The following is a 13,631-nucleotide window of genomic DNA, read 5'->3' as shown; positions in this document are numbered from 1 at the left end:
GGAGGTAATAATGGATTTAGCTGGCTACCGCCGGGTCCTTCGGGGCATTTCCGGCGTCCATGCGACTGCCTATGACGCAAAGGGGGAGATCGATGCCGGACTGACGGGTAAAATTGTCGGGCGCATCGCCGAAGCGGGTGTTCATAATATCGTCACTGGCGGGAATACCGGCGAATTCTACAGCCTCACCGAGGAAGAAGTTATTCGCGTGCAGGCGATTGCCATTGCGGCGGTCGATGGAAAAGCCGCTGTAACGGCTGCCGCCGGGCGTTCTGTGCGCGAGGCGATCAAGGTCGCGCAGGCGGCAGGCAAAGCCGGAGCCGATGGCGTGATGATCCATCATCCGCTCGATCCCTTCGCTGCGCCCCATGCGCAGGTGGACTATTTCATCGCAATTGCCGAAGCCATCGACCTGCCCATCGTCGCCTATATCCGGTCGGACCTGATCCCGCTCGATGAGATGGTGCGCCTTGCCACCCATCCGAAGGTCGCGGGTGTCAAGTTCGCGTCGCAGAACACGATGCTTTTCTTCGAGTGCTGCCGGGCGACAAAGGGCATGGACGCGACCTGGATATGCGGTCTGGCGGAAAGCTGGGCGTTGCCATTCTATGCCCTTGGTGGGCGCGGGTTCACCTCGGGCCTCGTCAACGTCGCACCGAAACGCTCGCTTGCTGTCTGGAATGCGCTGGAGGCAGGAGATTTCGCAAAAGCGCGGGCAGTGGTCGAGAGCATCGCCGATTTCGAGACCATGCGCACCAAATACCGCAACGGCGCTAATGTGACCGTTGTTAAGGAAGCATTGCAAATTCAGGGGTTTGGGGTCGGCAAAGTACGACTTCCCGGATTGCCGCAGCTTGAAACGAATGACCGCGAGACGCTCCAGAAAATCGTCTCGGGCTGGGAGAGCGATGGCATTGTCTGACAAATGAAACCTGGGCGTCCTGACAGGGAGAAGAGGGGCGCACCGGAAAACCAAAAAGTGGAGGAGAACATGAGTAAAGGAATTTCACGCCGCACATTCATGGCGGGGGCCGGGATTGCGACCGGCATGGGTATCATGCTGCCGAAAGGTGTGTGGGCACAGTCGGCGAAACTGCCGTCTTCACCGGTGGCGCTCAACGTCATCGATGCCGCAGGCAATCTGGCTTTGACCCAGCCGATCTTCGATAATTTCGCAGCTGAGCAAAAGGCGCTTGTCTCGCGCTTCACCTTCAATAAGGCACCGGCACCCGAGCTGCCGGGGAAGATCAAAGCGCAGCAGCGCGCCAATCGGATCGATATCGATATGGTGATCGTCGGGCCGGATGCGCTTTCCGCCGGACTTGCCGACGATATATGGACCGACATTATTGCGCTGCCAGATAATGGTCTGCCGAAACTTCAGGATATCTATCTGGAACCCGCATGGCGCATGCAGGAAATGTCGAAGGGCAAGGGCGTCGTGGTGTCCTATTATCCATCTGGCCCCTTGCTTGAATTTCACCCCGACAAGGTGAAGACGCCGCCCAAGACCGCTGAAGAACTGCTGGCCTGGACGAAGGAAAATCCGAACAAGTTCATCTATGCCCGCCCGGCCAATTCCGGTCCGGGACGCACCTTCCTGATGGGGCTTCCCTATCTTCTGGGGGACAGCGATCCGAAAGACCCGGTCAAGGGCTGGGACAAGACCTGGGCCTATCTGAAGGAACTGCACAAGAATATCGAATATTACCCGGCAGGCACGGGCGCGCTCATGAAGGAACTGGGCGAAGGCACGCGCGACATGACGGTGACGACCACCGGTTGGGACATCAATCCGCGTGCGCTCGGCGTGGTGCCGAAGGAGATGGGCGTCAGCAAGCTGGAAGGCTTCCACTGGGTTTGCGATGCGCATTATTTCGCCATTCCCAAGGGCGTGTCCGAGGAAAAGATCGCGGTGCTGATGGAGTTCATCAAATTCTCGCTCAAGCCCGACCAGCAGGCCTATTCCTACGATGCCGGCTATTTCTATCCGGGCCCTGCGGTGAAGGATGTCACCATCGAAATGGCGCCGAAGGAAAGCCAGAACATCATCGCTGAGTTCGGCCGTCCGGAATATGCCGACTGGATTGCCAACAATCCGATTGAGCTGCCGCTCGAACCGGAGGCGCTGGTCGCCGCATTCCGTCGCTGGGACGAAGACGTCGCCGCTGGCTGATTGACCAAGGCCGGGTGGGTGGCGAGCCGTGAACGGCTCGCCATTGGCCGCTGATGGTCGCCAATTCTAAATCATGGTGTTTGCGTCAATGTCCTTTCAAGAACTCCGGCTAGACCGGATGAGCCGATCATTCGGAACTTTCAACGCGCTGAGGGAAATCAACCTCACCATCCGGAAAGGCGAGTTCATCGCGCTTCTCGGCCCTTCCGGCTGCGGAAAATCGACGGCTCTCAATTGCATTGCCGGTCTTCTTGGTACGACGGCTGGTGGTATCTTTATCGATAATCGTCGCGTGGACCAGCTGAAGCCGGAAGATCGCGGTTTCGGCATGGTCTTCCAGAATTATGCGCTGTTTCCGCATATGAATGTTCTGCAGAATGTCGGTTTTGGCCTCAAGATGCGCGGTCTGGCAAAAAGCGAGATCGAAAAACGTGCGCGGGCCGCATTGGCTCTGGTGCGGCTTCAGGGACAGGAAGATAAGTTGCCCGGACAGCTTTCCGGTGGCCAGCAGCAGCGCGTGGCGATTGCCCGCGCCATCGTCATCGAGCCGCCTGTGGTTCTCATGGATGAGCCGCTTTCCAATCTCGACGCCAAGCTACGCCTTGAGATGCGGGCTGAAATCCGCCGCATTCATAACCAGCTCGGCTCCACGACGATCTATGTGACCCACGATCAGGACGAAGCCCTGTCGCTCGCCGATCGAATCGTGGTTCTGCGCGACGGGGAAATCCGTCAGGTCGGCAAGCCCCACGAACTTTATGAAGAGCCGCGCTATCGCGATGTCGCCGCCTTCATGGGTTTCCGCAACGCCCTGCCGGGCAAGATTGTGCGTATCGAGAACGGGCAGGCCATTATTTCAGTCGCGGGAAGCGAACTCGCTGGCCGTGCGATGGATGAACTCAAGCCGGGCGACGATGCCGTGCTGATGGCGCGTGGCGATGATGTCGTGTCGGGTTCTGGCCACCGCAACGATTTGCAGGCGACCGTCGAGACCATCGAATATCGTGGGCGCGAATATGTCGGCACGGCCCGCACCGAAACAGGGATGGAGCTGATCTTTCACGGGCCGCAGGGCGTGGAGCCCGGCAGCCGTATCGTGCTCGGCATTGATGCTGGCCATGCGCTGGTTTTCCCGGCGGAGGGCTGAACAATGGCGGTAGAAACCTATGCAGATGCGCCGCTCAAGTCCGGCTTGCGGCCCGGTTTGCGACAACGCCTCGCCAATCGCGGCTTTGACGGCGTTACCCTTCTGATCCTGCCCGCGCTGCTTTTTGTGGTGGGCGTCTTCATCTATCCGTTTCTTTACGGGCTGGTTCTGTCGTTCAATCCGCTTGATGGCGGCGGGGCGCTGGCCAATTATCGCAAGTTCTTCTCCGATCCCTATCTCTACAAGACCATCGGCGCGACGCTGTGGCTGGCGGTTCCCGTCACCATCATCAGTGTGCTTTTCGCGGTTCCCATAGCCATGCGCGTGCGCCTGATGCCGCGCCAGCGCATGCTGACGACGATCCTCGTTCTGCCGGTAACGCTTGGTACTGTTTTGATCGCGGAAGGTCTGCTGAATTACTTGGGGCCGCAGGGGTGGTTCAGCCGCACGCTGATCACCATCGGCCTGATCGATAGCCCGTTGAAACTCACCAACAATTACTGGGGTGTCTTTGCGTCGCTGGTCATCACGGTGTTTCCGTTCACCTTCCTGCTGACGCTTTCCTACATAACCGGCATCGATCCGGCGCTTGAACGCGCCGCCGCCACCCACGGCGCCAATAGCTGGCAGCGCTTCCGCCATGTCATGCTGCCCCTGCTGGTGCCGGGACTGGTCGTCGCGGCCTGCCTCACCTTCGTGCAGGCCTTTGCCGTGTTTCCGTCCGCGGTCCTGTTGGGCGCGCCTTCGGGGCCGACGCGCGTGATCTCGATTGCCGCAGCACAGGCGGCCTTCGAGCAATATGACGACTCCATGGCTTCATCCATCGCCATGATCATGGCAGCGGTGCAATTGCTCGTGGTTGGTGCGCTTCTGGGCGTACGTTCGCTCTTCTATCGCGGTTCCACCGCTGGCGGAAAGGGATAGGTCATGATCCGCGATACTTCCATCCTTTCCAAGCTCTGGATCACACTCGTCTGGCTTGTGACCGGGTTCTTCGTGCTGAATGTTCTGGCGGTCATTACGGCCGTGGTGGTTTCGAGTTTCGGCACGCGCTGGCTCGGCACATGGCTGCCGGATGCGTTTACCACGCGCTGGTATGCGGCGGCCTGGGCTGAATTCCAGCTTGATCAGGTGCTTCTGGTCACTTTTCAGGTCGTCTTTGCCGTGGTGATCCTGTCCGGTATCCTGGGGGTGACGGCAGCTTATGCCATGGCGCGCCGGGATTTTCCGGGCAAGAAATTCGTGCTTCTCATCTTCCTGCTGCCGCTTCTGGTGCCGCCGATAACCTTCGGCATTCCGCTGGCGACCGTGCTTTACAAGTTCGGCGTGGGTGGCACGTTCTGGGGCGTCGTTCTCGCCAATCTCGTGCCGACAGTCCCCTTCGTCATTCTGGTGATGATCCCCTTCATCGAGCAGATCGATCCGAAGGTCGAGGCAGCGGCGCGCGTGTTCGGCGCAGGCACGTTCAAGCTCTTCATTCATGTGCTTCTGCCCATGCTGATGCCGGGCGTGCTCGCGGCCATGCTTCTGGTTCTGGTGCGCACGGTCGCGATGTTTGAACTGACCTTCCTGACCGCAGGGCCGACGTCGCAGACGCTCGTGGTTGCGCTTTATTATTCGGTGTTCGCAGCCGGGGTTCGCTCCGTCCAGTCCATCGATGCCATGGCGGTCATTTACATGGTCACCTCGCTGGTGTGGCTGCTTCTGGCACTGCGCTTCGTCAATCCGACGCAGATTGTTGCGCGCAACCGTCAACCGTCCGCGCATTGAGGCACAACAGAATGAAGATCACGGCTATCGAAACGGTGCAGCTTCCGCACCTCAACAACATAGTGTGGGTGCAGGTCCACACCGACGAAGGCATTGTCGGCCTTGGCGAGACATTTCGCGGCGCGAATGCGGTCGCAGCCTATATCCATAGCGATATTGCGCCGCTGCTCCTTGGCCAAAATCCGCTGGAGATCGACCGTATCTCCAAGCTGCTGCTGGAGCCCTATGTCGGCTTTCGGTCGTCGGGCGTGGAAATCCGCGCTGCCTCGGCAATCGACATCGCGCTGTGGGATATATTCGGCAAGGTGACTGGCCAGCCGATCCACCAGTTGCTCGGCGGTTTGTCTCGGCAGTCGATCCGGACCTACAACACCTGCGCCGGTTACACTTATAACAAGAGCGGTGCCCGCCGTTATATTGGTGATGCCGACGAGGCGAAGGAAGGCCCGTACGAGGACCAGCTTGCCTTTCACAGGGATGCAGGCGCACTTGCTGAAAGCCTTCTGTCGGAAGGCATCACGGCCATGAAAATCTGGCCTTTCGACCCGTTTGCCGTCGCATCCGGCGGAAACTTTATCCATGCTGGCGATCTCGACAAGGCGCTGGAACCGTTCCGCCAGATACGCGATGCTGTTGGCGACCGGATGGAAATCATGGTCGAGTTTCATTCCATGTGGGACCTGACGTCGGCTCTGGCCATCGCACGCGAATTGAAAGCCTTCCGGCCTTTCTGGTCGGAAGACCCGATAAAGATGATGAACCCGCAGGCGCTGGCCGTTTATGCGCGCCAGTCCGGCATTCCGGTCTGCGCCAGCGAAACCATGGCGACGCGCGCGCAATTTCTCGATGTCCTGCGCGCCGATGCGTCCGATTATGTCATGCTCGACATTTCCTGGTGCGGCGGGCTTTCGGAGGCGAAAAAGATCGCCACCATGGCCGAAGCATTCCAGCGCCCCATTGCGCCGCATGACTGTACCGGACCGGTGGTTTTTGCGGCTTCCATTCACCTGTCGCTCAATGCTCCGAATGCGATCTATCAGGAATCCGTCCGCGCCTATTACACGTCCTGGTATCGCGATCTGGTGACTGTGATGCCGCGTATCGAGAACGGCGTGATCTATCCGTTCGAGGGGGCAGGACTCGGACTGGAACTCTCCGATTTCGTGCTCGATCATCCCGATGTCATCCGGCGGAAAACAGAGGCTGAATGATGGGACCATTTCGCTGCATAGCCGATCTGCGCGGGCAATTGATGGAAAGCCCGGTCTGGGATGACCGCAGGCAAACACTTTTCGCCTGCGATATCTATGGGCGCCGCATATATGAAATCGACATTGACGCCGCCATAGATACCGGTCGGGGCGTGCTTCGTGAATGGACCTTTGCAAGCCAGGTGGCGAGCCTTGGATTGACCGAAAGCGGACGTCTCGTGGTGGCGCTTTCACGCCAACTCGTTGTGTTTGACCCTGAAACGGGTAGCGAGGAACCGCTGTGGTCCGCCTATGACGAGCCCATCACCTCCCGCCTCAACGACGGCAAGGTTGGCCCCGATGGTGCCTTCTGGATCGGCAGCATGGATGGCCGTCCTGAGCGCGAAGCCATCTCGCGGCTCTACCGGGTGACCGGCGATGGCAATGCGTCCGTGAAGGCTGAAGGCTTCGAGATTTCGAACGGTCTCGCCTGGACGGCAGATGGCGGAACCATGTTTCATACGGATTCACGCGGACCGTGGATCGACCGTTACGACTTCGACCTGGAGACCGGTGACATAAGCGGGCGCAAGCGCATTCGCGATCTCGATGAACTGAGCGGCAGGCCGGACGGCGGTGCCTGCGATGCCGAGGGCGCTTATTGGAGCGCGGGCGTATCTGCGGGTGTCCTGAATCGCTTCGACCGCGAGGGCAATCTGCTTGAAAAGGTTCCCGTACCGGTTCCGGCTCCGACAATGCCCTGTTTTTGCGGGGCTGATCTGACGCTTCTGGCCATCACCTCGCATCGCCAGTTGCCGGAAGCGGCTCTGGAGGCGGCCCCTCGGTCGGGCGGTGTGTTTCTGGCGCAGGCGTCTGTTGCCGGGGCCCCGGTCACCCGGATGAGGGGAGCGTAGCGTGGTCGCTAATCTCCCCATAAATATTTGTTTTGAATTGCATTTTTTCCGAAGGCCGTTTCGCGCCCTTTGGAATACGCTTTGATCGGGAAGGTAGGGAAATGACGAGAAAGACCTATGGTGACCTGCGCTCGGCGCGCTGGATGCTGCCCGATGACCAACGCTCGTTCGGCCATCGTTCGCGCACCATGCAGATGGGATATGACCCGGTCGACTGGGAAGGTCGTCCGATCATCGCCATCATAAATACATGGTCCGAGGCCCAGCCTTGCCACATGCATTTCAAGGATCGGGTGGAGTGGGTCAAGCGTGGCATCCTGCAAGCCGGCGGCTTCCCGATGGAACTGCCTGCATTGTCGCTGTCGGAAAACTTCGTGAAGCCGACAACCATGCTCTATCGCAACCTGCTGGCGATGGAGACCGAGGAGCTTTTGCGCTCGCATCCGATCGACGGCGCGGTGCTGATGGGCGGCTGTGACAAGACCACGCCGGGCCTCGTCATGGGTGCGGTCAGCATGGGACTGCCGTTCATCTTCCTGCCTGCCGGACCAATGCTGCGCGGCAATTATGCCGGTAAATATCTGGGCTCTGGCACGGATGGCTTCAAATATTGGGACGAGCGCCGCGCAGGCACCATTTCCAAGGAGGAATGGCAGGGGATCGAAGGCGGCATCGCCCGGTCCTACGGCCATTGCATGACCATGGGAACCGCATCGACCATGACCGCGATTGCCGAAGCCATGGGGCTGACGCTTCCCGGTGCATCATCGATTCCGGCTGCAGATGCCAATCACCAGCGCATGTCCACGCAATGCGGCCGCCGCATCGTCGAGATGATCTGGGAAGACCTGACACCGGAAAAGATCATGACGCCCGCCGCGATCACCAATGCGGTCACTGTCGCAATGGCGACGGGTTGTTCGACAAATGCCATCATCCATCTGATCGCGATGGCGCGCCGGGCGGGCGTGCCGCTGGAACTGGACGATCTCGACCGTATCGGACGCACGACGCCTGTGATCGCCAATATCAGGCCCTCCGGCACGACCTATCTGATGGAGGATTTCTATTATGCAGGCGGGTTGCGGGCGCTGATGAAGCAGCTTGGCGACAAGCTTGATCCTTCCGCGGTGACCGTGACCGGCAAGCCGCTGACCGATGGTCTGGAAGAGGTTCACATCTGGAACGAGGATGTGATCCGTCCGCTTTCCAATCCGGTCTATCATGAGGGTTCGCTTGCGGTGCTGAAAGGCAATCTCTGTCCCGATGGCGCGGTGATAAAGCCTGCAGCTTGCGATCCCCGCTTTCATCGCCACAAAGGCCCGGCGCTTGTCGCGGACAGCTACCCGGACCTGAAGAAGATCATCGACGACCCCGATTATCCGATGACGCCGGACACGGTTCTGGTGTTGCGCAATGCGGGTCCACAGGGCGGGCCGGGCATGCCGGAATGGGGCATGATCCCCATGCCGAAAGCGCTGTTGAAGCTTGGGCTGCGCGACATGGTGCGTATTTCGGATGCGCGCATGTCGGGAACCAGTTTCGGTGCCTGTGTTCTGCATGTCGCGCCGGAATCCTTCATCGGCGGCCCGCTTGCCCTGCTAAAGACCGGTGACACAGTCGAACTCGACATTCCAGCCCGCAGTCTCAACATGCTGGTTTCCGACGAAGAACTGGCTGCACGACGCGCGGCCTGGCAGACGCCACCACCCAAATATGAGCGCGGCTACGGCTTTGTCTTTTCCAAGCATGTCGAACAGGCCGACAAGGGCTGCGATTTCGACTTCCTGAAAACCGATTTCGGCCGTCCTGTCGACGAACCGGTCATTTATTGAGAGGCAGCCTCGATGTCAGATTATGTGCTTTCCGAGGAAACGCGGGCGAAGCTGAAGACGGTTTCGACGGCGTCCGTTGCAACGGCGCTTTACAAGCGCGGCCTGCGCAACCAGTTCATTCAGGGCGTGCTGCCGGTGGCGCGAAAGCGCGAGAATATGGTCGGTCAGGCCTTCACGCTGCGCTACATCCCGGCGCGTGAGGACCGCAACCCCATAACGGTTTTCCGCAATCCGGACCATAAGCAGCGTGTTGCGATAGAGGCATGTCCGCCCGGTTGGGTGCTGGTGATGGATGCACGCAAGGATGCGCGTGCGGCGACGGCCGGATCGATCCTTGTGACAAGGCTTGCCTTGCGCGGCGCGGCGGGCATTGTTTCAGACGGTGGCTTTCGCGACGTCAGCGGGATCGGCGAGCTTGATATGCCGGCCTATTGCGCCAAGCCTTCCGCGCCGACCAATCTGACGCTGCATGAGGCGGTGGATATCAATGTGCCGATAGCCTGCGGCGATGCGGCGGTGTTTCCGGGTGACGTGCTGCTCGGCGATGCCGACGGTGTGATGGTTATTCCGGCTCATCTTGCCGATGAAATTGCAGCCGAATGCATCGGCATGGAAACCTATGAGGATTTCGTGCTGGAAGAGGTGCTGAACGGTGCCACCATTGTCGGCCTCTATCCGTGCACGAAGGAAGAGACCGAGCGCAAGTTCCAGAACTGGCGCGAGCAGAACGGTCGCTAACAGAGCATTTCCAGCAAAAGTGCGAAGCGGTTTTGCGTTGGATAATGTGCAAAAACAAAAGGGAGGCATTATGCCTCCCTTTCTCACGTATGAGCCGACCCGGCTTAGTAAAGCACGTTCTTGGCTTCCGGCTGGTCGATATTGTCCTTGGTCACGACAACGGCGCCCGTATCGACAACCTTCTCGACCTTTTCCTTGTTCAGCACCTTCAGCAGGGTTTCGATACCCTTTTCGCCCATCTGGTAGGAACCCTGAACGACGATGGCGTTGAGCGTGCCGTCCTTGACGAATTCCTGCAGATCCTGATTGCCGTCAAAGCCGATGGCGGTCAGCTTGCCGGACTTGCCTGCCTGCTTGATCGCGCGGCCCATGCCGATAGCGGTCGGCTCGTTGGCGCCGAAGATGCCGACGAGATCGCCATTGGCCGCCAGAACGTCGGTGGTCTGGTTCAGGGCCGTCGCCATCTGCGACTGTGAATAGTAGGGGCCGACGATTTCCAGCTTGGAATTGGCCTTGATGTAATCCACGAAGCCGCCGACACGACCGATTTCCGAGCCAGCGCCTGCAACATAGGACATGACTGCGATCTTGCCGGTTGTGCCTGCCTTGTCGATCAGGGCCTTGGCTGCGGCTTCACCGGCCTTGCGGTTATCGGTGGCGAGGAACGACTGGTAGTATTTGTCGCTGCCATCGGCGAGCTGCGAGTCAATGATGACGACCGGAATGCGGGCTTCCCATGCTTTCTTTACGGCAGGCGTCAGCGCGTCCGGGTCGGACGGGGCAAGCAGGATTGCATCCACTTTGCGGTTTACGGCATTTTCCACCATGTTCACCTGATCGGCGATGGCCGATTCAGCCGCCGGACCCTGGAAGGTCATGGTGTGATCCTTGGAATCCTTGATCGCAGCTTCGGCACCCTTCTGAACGTTCTGCCAGAAAGTCGAATTCACGGTCTTGACGATAACGGCGATTTCGCCCGCCGAAGCGCCTGCCGCTCCCGCAAGCACAAAGGCCGAAGCCATCAATGCAGAAACCAGTTTACGCATGTTTTCCTCCTGTTATCGAGCTCTTGGCTCTACCCTTTTTCGGAATGCCTGACGCATCCCGTCTCCCCTCTCATCGGCGGTTGCGCATCTGGTCGATCCATACTGTGCCCAGAATGACGAGGCCGATGATGATCTGCTGTGTGAAAGCGGAAATGCCGTTCATATTGAGGCCATTCCGCAGGATTCCGATGACGAACGAGCCGATGAACGTGCCCGAAATCGTGCCGACGCCGCCGATCAGCGACGTGCCGCCGATAACCGCGCTCGCAATGGCGTCGAGCTCATAGGCGACGCCTTCATTGGGCTGTGCAGTCACGAGGCGGGACATGAGAACGCAGCCCGTCAGACCAGCCAGTGTTCCCGAAACGACATAGGTGAAGGCCGTCACGCGGGCGACATTGACACCGGAAAGCCGTGCAGCCTCGGCATTCGATCCGATGGCATAGATGTGGCGGCCAAGCACGGTGCGGTTCAAGACGAGTGCTGCCGCAATCGCGATCACGATCATCAGCACCACCGGGTAGGGAATGCCGGGAAAGGTGACGACCGGAAAACCCTGTTCGTCGATGCTCTCGATGCGAAACAGCGAGCCGTTTCCCAGCACGCCGAAGGATTCGCCAAGGCCGGAAACGGCGCGCGCGCCGGTGATCTGAAGCGCCACACCGCGCGCAATCAGCATCATGCCGAGCGTAGCGATGAAGGGCGGCAGCTTGAGTTTTGTGATGACGACGCCGTTGATGAGGCCGCAGAGTGATCCCGTCAATATGCCGAGCAGCATGGCGAGCGGGATGGGCATCGAAAGGTCCTTGACGGCAAGGGCCGCCACCACACCGGCAAGCGCCAGAACCGAGCCGACCGAAAGATCGATGCCGCCGGTTATGATGACATAGGTTGCACCGATGCCGAGAAACGCGATTGAGGTCACCTGCAAGGCGATGGTCATCGCATTGTTGACGGTCATGAAGGCGCTGCTGGTGACGGAAAAGATCGCCGCCAGAATGATCAGGCTGCCGACAGCCGCAAATTTCTGGATGATATCCTTCTGACGGTCGCTGAGCCCCTTGGATTTTGCCGTCTGCTGGGGCTTGTCCGTAGTGATTTCGGCCATTACTGCGTCCTCATTTGTCCTGCCGGCCCCGACCGGAAGCATAGGTCATGATTTCTTCCTGCGATGTCGCAGCCGTGTTCAGGACGGCAGTGATGCGTCCCTCGTGAAAGACCGCCACGCGGTCCGAAAGCCCGAGAATTTCCGGCAGTTCCGAGCTGATCAGCACAATGCCGATGCCCCTTGCGGCGAGTTCGTCCATGATCTGGTAGATCGCAAATTTTGCACCGACATCGATGCCCCGCGTCGGCTCGTCGAAGAACATGATGCGCGGTTCGCGGAACAGCCATTTGCCGACGATGATCTTCTGCTGGTTGCCGCCCGACAGCAGACGAACGGGCTGGGCCAGTCCCGGTGTCTTGATGTTCAGAAGATCGACGTAGCGCTGGCTTGCCTGCCGCTGCCGTTCGAAATCGATCACACCATAGGAACTGCTGACCGCTTCCATATTGGCGAGCGTGAGATTGGCATCGACCGGCATCTTGACGGCCAGCCCTTGCGCCTTGCGATCTTCCGACAGATAGGCGATGCCTGCCTCGATGGCGTCGCGCGGGCTGGAGATGGACAGTGTCTCACCTTCAAGCACAATGGTTCCGGCATCATGTGGATCGGCGCCGAAGATCGCGCGCGCCACTTCCGTACGCCCAGCGCCCATCAACCCGGCAAAGCCAAGGATTTCTCCGCGCCGAAGTTCAAAGCCGATATTCTCGAAGACGCCGCTCCGTGTGAGCCCCGCAACCGAGAAAATGACTTCCTCCGTTGGTTTTCTTGTCGGTTCCGGAAACTTTTCATCAAGCGAGCGCCCGACCATCCCGGCCACGATTTCATCGACGGTCACAGCGTCAAAGTCCTTGGTCCAGACGTAGCGCCCGTCGCGCAGGATGGTGACGCGGTCGACAATCTCCGCCATTTCATCAAGACGGTGGGAAATATAGACGATACCGGTGCCTTGCGCTTTCAGTTCACGGATAACCTTGAACAGAAGCTGCGCTTCCTGCTCTGTCAGCGAAGAGGTCGGTTCATCCATGATGAGGACGGAGGCATTGAGCGAGAGCGCCTTGGCGATTTCGACCATCTGGCATTGGGCGACCGACAGGTTCAGCACCTGTGCCGACGGATCAATCTTGACGCCAAGCCGGTCGAGGCAACGCTGTGCATCTTCCTTCAGCTTGCGGCGGTCGACAAAGAAGCCGCGTTTCGGCTCGCGGGCGAGATAGATGTTCTCGGCAACGCTCAAATGCGGAACGAGGTTCAGTTCCTGATGGATGATGGCGATGCCAGCCGCTTCCGATTCAAGCGTCGAGGCAAAGCGGACAGGCTGGTCACGATAATGGATCGTCCCGCCATCCGGCTGATAAACGCCGCTGACGATCTTCATCAAGGTCGATTTGCCCGCGCCATTTTCGCCGCAGACGGCATGAACTTCGCCCGCCCGCAATTCGAAGCTGACATTCGACAAGGCTTTGACGCCCGGAAATTCTTTGGAAACGGAATCCAGCTTGAGCAAGATCGGCGCGGTATCGGCGCGCGCTGTCGCTGACGGCAATCCTCCCATCGCGCTTCCTCCCTCGCGCAAAGTTTCATCACCTATGAATGGAAGAAGTAGAAGGCTACCGGTTTCTGGTCAAGCCAATTTTGCGCGAGCAGCAAAAAACCCGTAGCGTGGCGGGAAAGACCTACTGAATTTCGGCTATTGAACCTAATTGGCCT

Annotated in this window: 12 protein-coding genes; 9 read left to right on the top strand and 3 right to left on the bottom strand. The window is 59.2% G+C overall.

What is annotated here, in order from left to right; genetic code table 11:
• The first annotated feature begins 10 nt into the window (after positions 1–10).
• From HWX93_RS01940 to HWX93_RS01900, 9 genes are all read left to right on the top strand, one after another.
• Positions 11–922, top strand: coding sequence for a dihydrodipicolinate synthase family protein (locus HWX93_RS01940; RefSeq protein WP_176036302.1), 912 nt, complete (start codon positions 11–13; stop codon positions 920–922).
• Positions 923–1,021: 99 nt separating this feature from the next.
• Complete coding sequence (locus HWX93_RS01935; RefSeq protein ID WP_235969055.1) at positions 1,022–2,176, top strand: extracellular solute-binding protein; 1,155 nt, start codon at positions 1,022–1,024, stop codon at positions 2,174–2,176.
• Between the two features lie 73 nt (positions 2,177–2,249).
• Positions 2,250–3,323, top strand: a complete 1,074-nt coding sequence (locus tag HWX93_RS01930; protein ID WP_176036300.1) for an ABC transporter ATP-binding protein — start codon at positions 2,250–2,252, stop codon at positions 3,321–3,323.
• Positions 3,324–3,326: 3 nt separating this feature from the next.
• Positions 3,327–4,247 (top strand): ABC transporter permease, encoded by a 921-nt coding sequence (locus HWX93_RS01925; protein ID WP_176036299.1) that lies wholly within the window; start codon positions 3,327–3,329, stop codon positions 4,245–4,247.
• A 3-nt stretch (positions 4,248–4,250) separates the two neighbouring features.
• Positions 4,251–5,093 carry an ABC transporter permease gene (locus HWX93_RS01920; RefSeq protein WP_176036298.1) on the top strand — a complete coding sequence of 281 codons (843 nt, stop codon included), beginning with the start codon at positions 4,251–4,253 and terminating at the stop codon, positions 5,091–5,093.
• Between the two features lie 11 nt (positions 5,094–5,104).
• Positions 5,105–6,304: a mandelate racemase/muconate lactonizing enzyme family protein gene (locus HWX93_RS01915; protein WP_176036297.1), complete on the top strand. Its 1,200-nt coding sequence runs from the start codon at positions 5,105–5,107 to the stop codon at positions 6,302–6,304.
• Positions 6,301–7,197 carry an SMP-30/gluconolactonase/LRE family protein gene (locus tag HWX93_RS01910; RefSeq protein WP_176036296.1) on the top strand — a complete coding sequence of 299 codons (897 nt, stop codon included), beginning with the start codon at positions 6,301–6,303 and terminating at the stop codon, positions 7,195–7,197. The genes HWX93_RS01915 and HWX93_RS01910 overlap by 4 nt, the downstream gene beginning before the upstream one ends.
• A 101-nt stretch (positions 7,198–7,298) precedes the next feature.
• The gene (gene araD / locus HWX93_RS01905) at positions 7,299–9,032 is read left to right on the top strand and encodes an L-arabinonate dehydratase (RefSeq protein ID WP_176036295.1); all 1,734 of its coding nucleotides are present in this window, start codon (positions 7,299–7,301) and stop codon (positions 9,030–9,032) included.
• A gap of 12 nt (positions 9,033–9,044) precedes the next feature.
• Positions 9,045–9,770: a ribonuclease activity regulator RraA gene (locus tag HWX93_RS01900; protein ID WP_176036294.1), complete on the top strand. Its 726-nt coding sequence runs from the start codon at positions 9,045–9,047 to the stop codon at positions 9,768–9,770.
• Between the two features lie 104 nt (positions 9,771–9,874).
• Here the strand turns inward: HWX93_RS01900 and HWX93_RS01895 are convergent, their stop codons facing one another.
• The 3 genes from HWX93_RS01895 to HWX93_RS01885 all read right to left on the bottom strand — a co-directional run bounded on the left by HWX93_RS01895 (position 9,875) and on the right by HWX93_RS01885 (position 13,476).
• Positions 9,875–10,816, bottom strand: coding sequence for an ABC transporter substrate-binding protein (locus HWX93_RS01895; RefSeq protein ID WP_109987463.1), 942 nt, complete (start codon positions 10,814–10,816; stop codon positions 9,875–9,877).
• A 70-nt stretch (positions 10,817–10,886) separates the two neighbouring features.
• Complete coding sequence (locus tag HWX93_RS01890) at positions 10,887–11,924, bottom strand: ABC transporter permease (protein ID WP_176036293.1); 1,038 nt, start codon at positions 11,922–11,924, stop codon at positions 10,887–10,889.
• A gap of 10 nt (positions 11,925–11,934) precedes the next feature.
• Positions 11,935–13,476: a sugar ABC transporter ATP-binding protein gene (locus HWX93_RS01885; RefSeq protein ID WP_176036292.1), complete on the bottom strand. Its 1,542-nt coding sequence runs from the start codon at positions 13,474–13,476 to the stop codon at positions 11,935–11,937.
• Between the last annotated feature and the right edge of the window lie 155 nt (positions 13,477–13,631).

The organism is Brucella tritici (assembly GCF_902825325.1).
Taxonomy (GTDB): Bacteria; Pseudomonadota; Alphaproteobacteria; order Rhizobiales; family Rhizobiaceae; genus Brucella.
The sequence above is the reverse complement of the archived record's forward strand: the minus strand, read 5'-3'. Positions and strand labels throughout refer to the sequence as shown.

What these genes read in the sequence shown, in the direction of transcription:
- HWX93_RS01940 (WP_176036302.1), top strand. Translation starts at nt 11, where the DNA reads ATGGATTTAGCTGGCTACCGCCGGGTCCTTCGGGGCATTTCCGGCGTC.
- HWX93_RS01935 (WP_235969055.1), top strand. Translation starts at nt 1,022, where the DNA reads ATGGCGGGGGCCGGGATTGCGACCGGCATGGGTATCATGCTGCCGAAA.
- HWX93_RS01930 (WP_176036300.1), top strand. Translation starts at nt 2,250, where the DNA reads ATGGTGTTTGCGTCAATGTCCTTTCAAGAACTCCGGCTAGACCGGATG.
- HWX93_RS01925 (WP_176036299.1), top strand. Translation starts at nt 3,327, where the DNA reads ATGGCGGTAGAAACCTATGCAGATGCGCCGCTCAAGTCCGGCTTGCGG.
- HWX93_RS01920 (WP_176036298.1), top strand. Translation starts at nt 4,251, where the DNA reads ATGATCCGCGATACTTCCATCCTTTCCAAGCTCTGGATCACACTCGTC.
- HWX93_RS01915 (WP_176036297.1), top strand. Translation starts at nt 5,105, where the DNA reads ATGAAGATCACGGCTATCGAAACGGTGCAGCTTCCGCACCTCAACAAC.
- HWX93_RS01910 (WP_176036296.1), top strand. Translation starts at nt 6,301, where the DNA reads ATGATGGGACCATTTCGCTGCATAGCCGATCTGCGCGGGCAATTGATG.
- araD (WP_176036295.1), top strand. Translation starts at nt 7,299, where the DNA reads ATGACGAGAAAGACCTATGGTGACCTGCGCTCGGCGCGCTGGATGCTG.
- HWX93_RS01900 (WP_176036294.1), top strand. Translation starts at nt 9,045, where the DNA reads ATGTCAGATTATGTGCTTTCCGAGGAAACGCGGGCGAAGCTGAAGACG.
- HWX93_RS01895 (WP_109987463.1), bottom strand. Translation starts at nt 10,816, where the DNA reads ATGCGTAAACTGGTTTCTGCATTGATGGCTTCGGCCTTTGTGCTTGCG.
- HWX93_RS01890 (WP_176036293.1), bottom strand. Translation starts at nt 11,924, where the DNA reads ATGGCCGAAATCACTACGGACAAGCCCCAGCAGACGGCAAAATCCAAG.
- HWX93_RS01885 (WP_176036292.1), bottom strand. Translation starts at nt 13,476, where the DNA reads ATGGGAGGATTGCCGTCAGCGACAGCGCGCGCCGATACCGCGCCGATC.